Annotated in this window: 10 protein-coding genes; 2 read left to right on the top strand and 8 right to left on the bottom strand. The window is 51.9% G+C overall.

What is annotated here, in order from left to right; translation table 11 throughout:
• Positions 1-5 precede the first annotated feature (5 nt).
• Both Q1L85_RS10445 and ispH read left to right on the top strand, forming a co-directional pair.
• Positions 6-449, top strand: a complete 444-nt coding sequence (locus Q1L85_RS10445; RefSeq protein WP_300427347.1) for a peptidylprolyl isomerase — start codon at positions 6-8, stop codon at positions 447-449.
• Positions 439-1,389 carry a 4-hydroxy-3-methylbut-2-enyl diphosphate reductase gene (ispH, locus tag Q1L85_RS10440; RefSeq protein WP_300427348.1) on the top strand — a complete coding sequence of 317 codons (951 nt, stop codon included), beginning with the start codon at positions 439-441 and terminating at the stop codon, positions 1,387-1,389. The genes Q1L85_RS10445 and ispH overlap by 11 nt, the downstream gene beginning before the upstream one ends.
• Before the next feature lie 64 nt (positions 1,390-1,453).
• On the opposite strand, the gene Q1L85_RS10435 is transcribed toward ispH, so the two are convergent.
• From Q1L85_RS10435 to Q1L85_RS10400, 8 genes are all read right to left on the bottom strand, one after another.
• Complete coding sequence (locus Q1L85_RS10435; RefSeq protein WP_300433096.1) at positions 1,454-5,455, bottom strand: pilus assembly protein; 4,002 nt, start codon at positions 5,453-5,455, stop codon at positions 1,454-1,456.
• A gap of 11 nt (positions 5,456-5,466) precedes the next feature.
• Entirely contained in the window at positions 5,467-6,015 is a 549-nt protein-coding gene (locus Q1L85_RS10430; protein ID WP_300427352.1) for a pilus assembly PilX N-terminal domain-containing protein, read from the bottom strand.
• Between the two features lie 115 nt (positions 6,016-6,130).
• Positions 6,131-6,568, bottom strand: coding sequence for a type IV pilin protein (locus Q1L85_RS10425; RefSeq protein ID WP_300427353.1), 438 nt, complete (start codon positions 6,566-6,568; stop codon positions 6,131-6,133).
• A complete protein-coding gene (locus Q1L85_RS10420) occupies positions 6,568-10,056 on the bottom strand; it encodes a pilus assembly protein (RefSeq protein WP_300433092.1) in 3,489 nt (1,162 codons plus the stop codon). The genes Q1L85_RS10425 and Q1L85_RS10420 overlap by 1 nt, the downstream gene beginning before the upstream one ends.
• Positions 10,057-10,069: 13 nt before the next feature.
• Positions 10,070-10,603, bottom strand: coding sequence for a pilus assembly PilX N-terminal domain-containing protein (locus Q1L85_RS10415; protein WP_300427222.1), 534 nt, complete (start codon positions 10,601-10,603; stop codon positions 10,070-10,072).
• A 12-nt stretch (positions 10,604-10,615) separates the two neighbouring features.
• Positions 10,616-11,443, bottom strand: a complete 828-nt coding sequence (locus Q1L85_RS10410) for a PilW family protein (RefSeq protein WP_300427225.1) — start codon at positions 11,441-11,443, stop codon at positions 10,616-10,618.
• On the bottom strand, positions 11,440-12,018 hold the full coding sequence (gene pilV / locus Q1L85_RS10405; protein WP_300433089.1) for a type IV pilus modification protein PilV: 579 nt from the start codon (positions 12,016-12,018) through the stop codon (positions 11,440-11,442). Before pilV ends, Q1L85_RS10410 begins: the two co-directional genes overlap by 4 nt.
• Complete coding sequence (locus Q1L85_RS10400) at positions 12,009-12,491, bottom strand: GspH/FimT family protein (RefSeq protein ID WP_300427228.1); 483 nt, start codon at positions 12,489-12,491, stop codon at positions 12,009-12,011. The genes pilV and Q1L85_RS10400 overlap by 10 nt, the downstream gene beginning before the upstream one ends.
• Positions 12,492-12,512: the final 21 nt, after the last annotated feature.

Here is a 12,512-nt window from a genome sequence, read left to right as displayed (position 1 = left end):
TGATTATGTCGCTCGCAACGATTTCGGCAGGCAGCCGTGTCACCATGCACTTCGCACTGAAACTGTCGGCAGAGCAGGAGGTTGATTCAACTTTCGGGCAGGAGCCAGCGACATTTACCCTGGGCGATGGCAATCTGCTGCCAGGATTTGAAGAGTTTCTGATCGGACTCACGACGGGTGACCGCAAAACCTTTGATGTACCCCCTGAAAAAGGGTTTGGCCAACCTAATCCGCAGAACGTACAGGAAATTAAACGTAAGGACTTTCCGGTAGATATGCCGATATCTCCGGGGCTTATGGTGTCGTTCGCGGATGCACAGGGCGCAGAGCTGCCCGGGCTGATCAGTGCGGTGGAAGGTGACTGGGTGACCGTCGATTTTAACCATCCACTGGCGGGAAAAACTCTGATTTTTGACGTACAGATCCTGGAGGTCAGTGATGCAGATTAAACTGGCGAACCCCCGTGGTTTCTGTGCCGGTGTTGATCGGGCCATCGATATTGTAAATCGTGCACTGGAACTCTTTGAGCCGCCGATTTATGTGCGCCACGAAGTTGTTCACAACAAATTTGTAGTGAATGATCTGCGCGATCGCGGAGCCATTTTCGTTGATGAACTCGACGAAGTACCCGACGACAATATTGTTATTTTTTCTGCGCATGGAGTTTCCCAGGCGGTACGAAAAACTGCTGCCGATCGTGGATTAAAGGTATTTGATGCTACTTGCCCCCTGGTCACTAAGGTGCACCTTGAGGTGACACGCTACAGCGCACTGGGGCGCGAATGCATACTGATTGGCCATAAAGGGCACCCGGAAGTTGAAGGGACCATGGGCCAGTATGATTTCAGTAAAGGCGGTAATATCTATCTGGTTGAAGATGAAGAAGATGTTGCAGCGCTGGAAGTTAAGAATCCTTCGGCGTTGTCGTATGTGACCCAGACGACCCTGTCGATGGATGACACTGCGCGAGTGATTGATGCTCTGCGCGAGAAGTTTCCAGAAATTACCGGACCGCGCAAAGACGATATCTGCTATGCGACTCAGAACCGTCAGGACGCAGTAAAAACACTGGCAGCTGACTGTGATCTGGTGCTGGTGGTTGGATCGCCCAACAGCAGTAATTCGAATCGACTGCGCGAGCTCGGCGAGCGCATGGGCGCAAGAGCTCATCTGATTGATAATGCCTCGGAAATTAAAGCGGAATGGCTCGATGGCATCACCGCTGTCGGTGTGACTGCCGGCGCTTCAGCACCGGAAGTGTTGGTGCGTGAAGTGATCTCTAAGTTACGCTCATTGGGCTGTAGCGAGCCGGAAGAACTGAAAGGGCGGGAAGAAAATGTCGTTTTCTCCCTGCCTAAAGAGCTGCGCCTGGTTCAGGCGGACGACTGATAAATTCCCACTCTGACTTACATTGAGTTATTCCCCGCCTGAGCGGGGATAACATCCTTAACAATCAAAGCTCACGCCAGTAGGTCTTCTGCAGGGCAGAACACTGATTGAAGTTTCCTCGCACCGCTTTTGTACCCACCATAATGGTGGCAACGGAAGAGCTGCAGTCTGCCGGACCCTGATCATCATCACCATCGCCTGCGCCGGTAGGGTCAAGGTCGATCACACCGTGTGCACCCGGGAACATAGGCGCAGAAGGTTCAGACGGGATACCCTCACCACAGCAGCCGGATATCTGACTGGCAGGTTCATTCGGAGAATAGAGGTTCAGTACATACATGGAACCTCTACCCAGATCGGCGCCACAACTGCTTGCGCCTTCGGTCGGGCGATAGGTGGTAAAGAACATCAGACCTTTGTAAGTTGTCGATGCTGCCAGTACTTTCTCACCTTCGTTGAGCGGTACCTTCCAGCCTGTATTGCTGCTGGTCAGGCTGGTACTAGCGCCCCAGTCATCCAGCTCATCAAACAGATGACGGGTATATTGCTGACCACTGGCGATATCCGGGGTTGAGCGGCCCAGCTTATCTTTGATTACGAAATAGTAATCCTGGTCGTAATCCGGGTTGGTCGATGGCATGTCACGAGGGTTCGCCCGCCAGCCGGAGCCAATACCAATGATCACTGTCTGACCGGGGCCATCGCGCACGATAGATACGTCCGGACGATGGTAGAAACGACGTTGTGACAGTAGACCGGAGGTGGTCCGGTTCACGTCAGCAATGACAGCGCCTTGTGCGAAATCGGTATCCGACGACACTTCGGAATGACTGGTATTCAGATCGAAACGCCAGAGGCGACCGTTGATGTCAGCGGCATACAAGAGATCAGTCAGTGCATCATTATCACGGTCAATCGGGATAATATCTGCAGCAAAGGCCGCACTCATATCGCTGTCTTCACTACCTGAGAGATTGGCGTGGGTATGGGCATCCCAGAGCAGCTCTCCGGTTTCAGCGTCCAGCATATAGATGGTATTGCCGACCTGATCACCCCCCGGGTTAGCAGTGATATCCGGGTCATTGACCGGATCGTAACCAGCACCAAGGAAGATGACGAAACGCCGTTCACCGCGCCACTTAACCTCAGCCGGCTTAGCGGCTGACCAGGTCTGCCCGAGCAGGGGCAGATTGACGACACCCGGAATATTCACTTTCGCGCGGCTGGTAACACCATAGCTTTCGTACCAGTCCAGTTTGCTGTAGTCACCATTTGCCTGCCACATCAACCGCGGCTCGGTGACATCGCTGACATCCAGCGCATAAAGCGTCTGGCCGCCGCGCCGCATAGAAGCGTACAGATACGCTTTTTCACCATTGTTAATAAAGCCGTCGCGGTTGCTATCCAGGTGCAGGTAATTAATCGGGCCATCCATGCCGTAGCGTTTGTTACTGAAGAACCCGGCGCCGCTGTAATAAGCAGCAGGGTTGCGCAGCAACTCGCGTGGAATGAACGAGAAAAACTCTGCCTCATCGCTGCTGGAGCCAGGTTCAATATCCGGGTTGAACGCGTGCAGGTAGCCTGAGTTTGTTCCGATAAATACTGCGCGTGTTTCTGAGTTATCTGAATTCAGATAGCGCAGCATAACAGGCGTTGAGTGCAGCGGATCTTCCAGCTCCAGGCGCGCGCTACCATCCGGATTCACACCACCAATCCAGCCGATCAGAGACTCGCGATCAATACTTGCATCCAGCAGCCCGAGAACGTCATCGGTCAGGATATTCAGAAGTTCATCGGTGATCGTCAGTAACAAACTGCCGCCGCTGCTCTGCTCGACAGATATCGGGAGAAGATTACTCTCACCAGAGGCTTCTGAGTACTCACTCTCCGCAACGGAGGTAAATATCTTACGCTCACCCATGTTCAGACGACTCGACATCCCTCCTAAACTAACACTCTCACCATCCTCTGTTTCTGACCAGAAACTACGACTCGTAGAAATCAGTTTACCGCTGTCATCAGTTGCCGGTTGACCATCTGCATCCACCACCAGGCCATCTTCGTTCAACCGGTAGCGCTTGAGGTTCCCCTCCCAGGTCATATTTTCGCCCGGGTCAAACAGTGGGAAATACAGCTGATCAGAGAGGCGCAGACGGTTAGTGCTGCTCAGCGTCAGGCCTGGCGACGAAAAGGTACTGATATTGCCGGTAAAGCCGCTGAAAATATCTTTAAAGACATTGGCGAGTTGTTGGTAATCGTTGGCCTCGTAGAAATTTCCGTTACCGGCACTGGCGATACGCTGCAGACGGCTGCGTGCGGAGCTGGGGAGTTCGTCCAGCCAGCCACTGTTAAGAAACCCAGCGACGACATGGGTGTTAACGTGCATGTTTTCGTCGTTGTCCGGGTCGCCATCCAGATCGTTGTTAGCCATATAGTAGGCGAGCTCTTCTGCACAGTCGCCACTGCCATTTCCTCCGCAATCGGTATACAGACCATTACCCAATTGGCTGCCACTGATCAGGGAGCGTATCGCGTTGTTAGCACCGGTGTCCTGGGTGGGGGCGCCGTCGGTGAATAATACAAACTGCGTTGTTGGGCAGGTGCCGTACTCCGGTTGCTCATAACTATCACCGCTGGAGTAGTAGCTCTCACCGGTAAAGTAACGGTCGTGGCCACGGTTAATATTTCCCGGGCTGGGTGTTCCTAGTGTTTGCGAGTACTGCCCAGTTGAACGCACGCTGGGATACTTGATCTCGGTTCCTGAGTCTTCGCCAAATAAACGACTGATGAAATGTCTGAAGTTGTAGTTGTTTGGCTGGCCACCGAGCCATGTGTTAATTGCTTCTTCTTCTCCCAACCAGTAAACATCGGAATTGGCACCGTAGATCACAGGTCCGGCCGTCAGATAGTTGTATGCTTCATACATGGTTTCGGAGAGGGGGGTAGCGCCTGCTGGGTGATAACGCAGCACTTTGTTTTTCAGATAATTGTAGTGGGCATATTGCTCGCTCTCAGTGGCACCGTCGGGGTCAAACAGGTTACCCATGGGAACATCAACATATCCGCCTTCGGCGTTGCCTTCATCGGTAGCATTGCGGTCCAGTCGCTCAATATCAAAACGCATCATGCCCATACGCAGATTTGCCAGACCGTTGTTGGGGTCATCTTTTAATTCTTCCAGAGCATTCAGCATTGCGGCGCGGGTAATGCCAAGCCGGCTGGATGAATAGCCCAGGTTGAGAAACAGGAACTGACGCTTGGCGATCTGATAATTGAGGTAATTTCCGCTCCAGGCAGCCGTATAGAATTCAGGCCAGTAGCCGAAAGTGCAGCTGAGGCTCTGGAAACGACGCCAACATATTTCATCACCGGAGTTTGAGGTATAAGGGTTGGTGGTCGAGCTTCTATGCATAAAGCCAAACCCCCCCGTGCTACCCCGGCAGTTAAGAATTGCGCTCGGTGCGGGATCAGTGTCGCCGAACATGTTCCACAGTTTGATACCTGTGAGGGTTTTGAAGCTGGCGAGAGTCGTATTGAAAATGGTCTCCAGCTGCGTTGTGCCATACCAACGACCACCGGCTTCCCATAGTCTGAGAGCGCCCTGAGGAGAATCAAACAGTGACGTAAATACGCCAAACAGTCCCGTACTGACATCGTAAACTCCTGATGTCGCCAGTGCGTCTGTTACGGCTGGGCAATGTACGTTGTCGGAATCGATCCGGTATAGTTTGTTAACATTTATCTCAGTATCGGTGGACCCGTCACTTAACTCGACCAGACCAAGAAGATCTGCTGTGCCAACATAAACGCTGTCCGGATCGAACCCATTGTTTGATTTCGGGTAAATAAAGTCGGGGTTATATTCGCCAGGGTCGAAGTTCTCCAGGCGTGACATCGATAACGACGTGTCAAACAGCATCAACAGATTCTGCGTGCGGTTAACGGCGTAGATATCGATATCGTCAGCGAACGAGGGTTGCACTGCTGCAACCATCAGGGATGCGCCGAGAATCAGTGCCTGTACCAGGCGGGTAATACGATTGCTGATCATTATTTTTATCTTCATGGTGCTCTCTCTCAGCGTCGTCCCGACGGGGCGGTGTAGTCAATTCCCATTGATTGCGATGAGTTGATGCTAGGGTTCACCGCGGCAGAGGCATTGATCTGAAATGGGTAGGTCTGGAAAGTGCCAACAGTGCTATCGCCGGCAAAGCCATTACTGACGATGGCCCCAGAGCCCAGATAGGTGATTTCACTGGTGATATTCTCGGGTGCGACGCCCATCTGGCTGTAGTCGCTGACTGCAGTCCGCTGTGCTGAAACGGCGCTGAATTCAGGATTACCGTCTGATCTGAGCACCAATTCATCATTTTCGACGTTCACGGACGACACAGCTTCAGAGAGCATCTGAAGACCATTTTCGCTATCACGGATCTCATCGTAATTGGCTTCAAGCTCACTGTTGGCGGCAACGAAGGCGCTTGTGGCGAGCTGGGTGTTAGCCACCATCTTAACCTGCAGCATTGAATTCTGCAGACTGACGACTGCCGTCATAGTGACAGCTGTCAACAGGATAAGACTGACGATGAGTGCGGCTCCTCTGGAGCTCTGAATTTTAGTTGGCATAGCACTTCCCTATATTGGTGCCTATTATACTTGTTATTGACTAAGTTTTAATCAGGTTGGGTTGCCCGATAAGGCCAGAAAATCCCTGTGCTGGCCCGTAATGTCACAAAATAACTTATAGTTCGTGCGCTACTCCGTCGATATCGACGCGCTGGCTTCGTCCCATCGTATTCATGAACAGATCTCCGTCGTCCGTCTGACTACCTGTTGAGTCCGCATTCAGTTCCACACACAACGTAAGTGGGATAGGGTCTCCATCGTTGTCAGTACACTGTTGAGCGGTGATCTGATAGCTGTCGACTTCGTAAGCTGCATTGTCTGCAGCCACGACATTCAGATCTGCCAGGTTCGTGGTGTACGTGCGGTTATTCAGGAAAAACCTTTCCTGCGCATTCAGCAGAGCTTGCATTGGGACAATAGCATCCGACCGGTCTGCCCGACGTACATATTGTCCGTATTGAGGAATCACCACAGAAGCAATGATGCCAATAATGGCCAATGTGACCATCAGTTCGATCAGGCTGAACCCCTGATAATGACTTCTGATGTTCATCAGAGCTCTCTCCAGTAATTTTTCTCTATCTGGTCGCAACGATTGAGCCCATTTCCAATTGCCTCAGGGCCAACCAGGGTCACACTTCCCATGCTCTCGCAGGTGTTAACAGGAACTTCGCAATCCGGGTCATCGCCGCAATCATCGCCTGGTGTGAACACGACGACAGGTGCTGGTGCGAGCCCGCCGCGATCCAGTTCTTTGACGAACTTACCACCAGTATATTCGCTATCACTGTCGCTATCACTGCTGTCGTCTTTCAGGGTTTTCTTCAGATTTTCTCCCAGTGGGTCGTACACGTTAACAATGTAGAGACGGGCGGTACCTACGTCACCACCGCAGTCGGCAACGGTCGTCGCATCAAGGGGAGCATAAGTGGAGAAGAACACAGAGCCCTTCACGGTGACTGAACGGGAAAGTATTTTTTCACTCGCCTGAGTCAGTGGCACATACCAGCCCGCTGGACTGTTGAGGGCTGCTTCAGTACCCCATTCGGCAAGATCAGACATAGTGACCGCAATATAGTCTTCAGGCGTGACTTTGGCGTTCAGGTCTTTGATCAGGTAGTGGTAGTCCGTCGTTGTTGTTGCCAGCGGGTGCGCTCTGTAACCGGTACCAACACTGATCAGAATATAATCATCAACGGCTTCTGTGATATACGAAATATCCGGCGCGTTATAGAAACGACGGTTTCCGGTGCTGGTGGTACTGTCGTTCAGATCAGCAATTACCCCACCTTTGGCGAAGTCGGCCATGTCAGTTGCATTGATATCCAGATCAAAACGCCAGATGCGACCGCCCACATCGGTGGCGTAGAACATGTCGATAAAGCCGTCGGCATTCCGGTCGACGGGTACTATGTCTGATGGGAAGCTGCTGGTCATTGAGCCAGTCAGGTCCGCGTCATCGTGTGCATCCCAGAGGACATCACCTGTATTCGGGTCAATCATATAAATGGTGTTGCCAATATCATGATCGAAGCGACTGGCGGGGCCATCACTGGTCGTACCATCTTCGTCGGGATCATAGCCGGCACCGGCAAGCAGAACGACTCTCGCTGTATTACCCATACGAATGCGTACCGGCGTCAGTGCCGACCAGCTCTGACCCATTCTTTCATATCCGGTGGATACGGATGGAATGTTTGCCAGGCTGTCTACGTACTGGCCATGTTTCTGCCACAGTAATACAGGATTATGGCGATCAGTCACATCCAGGGCGTAGTAGGAGTGCCCGCCACGGCGCATACCCACAAAGATAATCAGACGGTCGTTGTTGTTTACAACACCATCGTAGTTTTTATCATCGTGCCAGTAGGTCAGAGCACCATCCAGACCGTAACGTTTTTTATCTGACGTCGATACCTGAGAGCTGAAGTAGTAGTAAGGGTTACGCAGCAGTTCCCGGGGAATGAATGAGAAAAATTCCTGAGGATTATTTTCATCGGTGTCGAACGCGTGCAGATAGCCACTATTTGTTGACAGGAAGACTACGCTGTCATCCTCACCATAATTGATGACTACCGGCTGGCTGTGGAGTGGATCTTCAATTTCAAGACGGGGTTCACCTTCGTCGGTATAGCCCAGAATCCAGCCGATAAGCTGATCACGATAGGAGTCGGTAATATCTGCAAAGGCATCCAGCCCGAGCAGGTCATCCGTAAGAATACTCTTTGTCGAAACAGGTATCGCACCAACGATATTCTCGATAGTACCAGAGGGCGCATCGAGTTCCTTTATGCCTGATGTGGTTGAGGTAAAGATCGTACGTGGCACAGTAAGGCGACTTGACGCTCCGCCCTGGCCAACATTCGGGCCATCGACCTCGGGGCTCCAGTAGCTTTGCGAAGTGATAGAGAAAAACCCGGTATCGTCAACGGCTTCGCGTTTATTGGCGTCCATGACTTTACCTTCAGAGCTGATACGGTAGCGCTTGAGATTACCTTTCCAGTCTGGTTTGCCACTCGGTTCGAAAACTGAAAAATAGAGCTCATCACTGTTTTCCAGGCTGTTGAATGAGTTAACGGCTACGGTCGGAGAGGTGAAGGTTGTGGGAGTGACAATCACTTCGGTAAGCGAGTCTTTGAGGCTGTCATACAGACTCTGATAATCATTCACCTCGTAGAACTTACCGCCGCCAGCACTAGCAATATTCCTCAGTTTATCCCGGGCATAACTGGCTTCATCAATAAAGCCACCGATAGTATCTACAGTAATATTCTGGGTACCATCAACATCAGTACGGTGATCGTTCCGGTTGATGTGGTACGCCAGTTCTTCGGCACATGCACCGCTACCTGAACAATAGTGCGAAAGGTACGATGAGTTATCAAATATGGTGTCAGAGGCCAGGCTCTTGATCAGGCCATTGGCGTTGTCGTCGTTAGTCGGCTCCCCATCACTGAAGAGAATGATTTTTGTCGGGGTACATTCGAGTGCAGTGGGGGCTTGATATTGACTCTGGTTGCCACTGACGCGCGAGCCGGACACACTGGGAGTAGACGAAGTGCCGTTACCGTTGCTGCTGTTACCAGATACTGAATCCAGGCCGTATTTTACGGATTTACCCGCAAGATAGAGATACGACTCGTACATTGACTCTTCAAGTGGGGTGCCCCCCTGATCGTGATAGCTATTGATTCTGGTGACAAAATCAGCACGCATATCCTCGACGGGTGTGATCGGGATATCTATAAAGCCACCATCACTGTCCGCACTGAAACGCGCCAGGCCGACGGAAATACCGGTAATACTGTTAACTACATCGATCGCTGCTTCTTTTACAACATCCAGACGCGTTTTAGGGCCACTGGCCTGCTCTGCTACTGCACGGTAGTTAAGGTAGTTACCGCTCCAGAGAACAGAATATGCATCGCTCCATGAGTAGCTGGAGAAAAACCAGTTTGTATAAGGGTTGCTGGAGCTGTCGCGGATATACCAGTAATTATTGCCATTATAAGAATACGTCTGGAACCAACCCCTCTGACACTCAATGATGGCATTGCTGTTCATTGATACTACCGGGCGTTCGCGGGCACGCATGTTTTCGATCGCCTGATCAGGGCCACTCCAGCCACGACCAGATTCCCAGAACATCAGAGACGCGGTCAGCTCACCACGGCTGGCGACAACATCCAGCGCTCCAGGGCAGGCTACTGCATCAGGGGAGACCTGATAATTTTTAATAAGACTAACAACATCATCACTCAGATTGCCGAGGTCTGTGCGTGATCGACGCGACTGGTCAAACCGGAACAGATAGAGTGCATTGGGGTCGAAACCGTAGATGCTGTTGTCATAAATGACGTCCGGGTCATAGCGGACTTCATCTGCTTCCACTGCTGTGGTCCCCATACTCCCGGATGTATCCAGGACCATAAGAACATTGCTTTGCGCGCCCCCGGCGGAGCCTGTGTAGATCTCGATATCATCCGCTTGTGAAGCCAGAGCGATGGAAGCAGCGGTCAGTGTGATAAGTAACTTTTTCATATATACCTCCAGCTTAACGCCCTGTAGTGGACATAAAGGTAAAGCCAAGATTCTGGTCCGATGCGAAACGCTCAGAGCGATCTTCTGCCCCGGCTTCAGCCAGGAAAGGATGTTTATTAAATTTCTGTACGCTACTGTCGCCAGACAGAGAAAAATTCAGACTGCCGCCGGGACCTTGATAGCTGACGGAAACTGAAACAGGCTTCAGCGCTTGATCATTGTACGAGTAACGCTTGCCAGGAGTGGCCTTGTCGAACATGGGGTTGAGTGTGTCCTGGTTAATTACCGCTTCACCGTTCACCTGCACAGTGTTTGTCATGGCATCAGACAGGATCGTAGTGCCATCTTTTTCTGCGGAAAAATCTGAGACCAGCGTTTCAAGAGCGCTCATCCCCGCCTGAAAGACACTTTCCCGGGTCTGGGTGTTACCCACCATTTTCACCTGAGTCGACGAGTTCTGCAGGCTGATGACTGCGAGAAACGTTACGGCCGTCAGCATGATCAGACTGACGATCAGTGCAGCCCCTTTATTGGCAGAATAATTCATATGTCCTCCTGCTCAGAAATTGGCGCGAGCCACTGTTGTGGTAAATACCTGACGGGCAAACCTGTCATCGTATTGATACGGCGCCGCATCAAATAAAATGTAGTTGCGCGTACCACTCAGACCTGAAGTATCGTCGAATGCCTGGGTTAACAAGGCCACTCGAACGGAATACACCCGCTCCCAGTCGCGACTGTAATCCAGGCCGGTATTGTTGGTCAGATCATCTGCTGGCACATACGTGGTGACATTTCTTTCACCGGTTGCTGAGTCAGCTGCGCTCTGGCCATACAACACATGCATGGCAATAACACCCGCCGCCAGAGGTTGAGAGTCAACCATGGCGACGCCGGTACCAAAATTGTAGGTCCGGCACATCAGGCTGCTGAGACCGTCGTCATTGACTTCAACCCAGAATACGTCAGCAATCTGTGTATTTGTCGCAAGTACCATATTGCTGCCCCAGCAGCTGGTGGCATTACCTGCTTCTGCAGTACGCACTATTGCCAGACGGTCGCCTGTGGTCTCGCCATCGACGGTGTTGTCGGTATCCTGTGTGCACATACCAGTGCCGGCTGTTGGATTGTCCGCAGTACAAAGGTTGGCAAATGGTTGCAGGTCTTCACCTTCGGGGTCGTAGCCTGCGCGCAGCGCGCTACGGTTCAGGTAGCTGATAGAGAAACGGCCGGTTTCCTGAGATTGCGTCAGAGTGTCCGCCAGAGAAGCGGTCTGGTTGCTACCGATCAGAATCTGCATGACGAAATACACAACCACCAGGCTGAGCGCCATGGCAATCATCAGTTCGATCAGGGACATGCCCTGTTGGTGTCTTAACATTTTCATGGGCGGAATACCGTTACAAAGCTTTCCCGTTGAACTGTCGAAGCAGTGTTCTCATCAATCATAAAGCGCTGGGTGCCATCGGCATCAACACCTGATGTTCTTGAGTCCCAGTCGATGGTCATCTGTACATCACCGTTGGCCAGTGTCGTGATCTGAAGACCGGGGTTAGTAATAAAAGACGCAGAGCCACGCATTACATTGGTGTTGCCGTTGATATCGGCCGGCATACCACAAAGCACTTCCCAGCGGTCAAACGTCGCCTGCTCTGTGCTGTTACAAGCGACAGGTGCAACCTGCTGACCACCGTTGTGGTAGGCACCGCACACAGTAATATTTTCAGGAAAGTTAGCGCAGCTCATTGTGCCGTTGAAACTGTAGTTTTCGACCTCGTTAGCGCGCATGCGGTTAATCAGATCGTTTGCCATCCAGATCGCATGAGAGCGGTTGCCACTGTCTTCGGCAGAACGCACAGACTGCATCTGCAGGGCTGATAACCCCAGCAGGCCTATGGTGGTGATGACGATTGTAACCATCACTTCCCAGATCGTTATTCCTTGTTGATACTTCATTGACATGCAACCTCCGTTGTCACTATCTGACCAGATACAAATAACTGCAGATTCCGGTTCCGGTTGCCTGAGCAGTCAGTGGTCGTAATTGCCAGGGTACCAGCGCTTTCAAGAACGCCGTCCCGGGTAAATCCGATGGGGGCAGCGGTGGAAAACTCAGCACTTTCAACGTTCACCCTGTCATCCAGGCGGTTGCGACTGCGCACCACGTTTCCGGCATTGCCAGCATTATCGAATTCCTGCAGTGTCCAGCCCAGTTCATACTCATCGCTGACGGGAATCATGCGTACCGTCAGACCTGTCGTCTGGGCATGATTCCGGGCGTACCCCAGGTCCAGAGTCAGCAGACGCCCAGACGCCTCCGCCGCACTGTTAGAAGTGGTAGAGGTCATCCGCGGAATCGCGACGACTGCCATCACGCCCATGACGACCAGCACCACCATTAATTCAATTAACGTAAACCCTGAACTTTGTTTCATGTTGCATCCGCGTACATTGAT

It is taken from the genome of uncultured Thalassolituus sp. (assembly GCF_950066645.1).
Lineage (GTDB): Bacteria > Pseudomonadota > Gammaproteobacteria > Pseudomonadales > Oceanobacteraceae > Thalassolituus.
The sequence above is the reverse complement of the archived record's forward strand: the minus strand, read 5'-3'. Positions and strand labels throughout refer to the sequence as shown.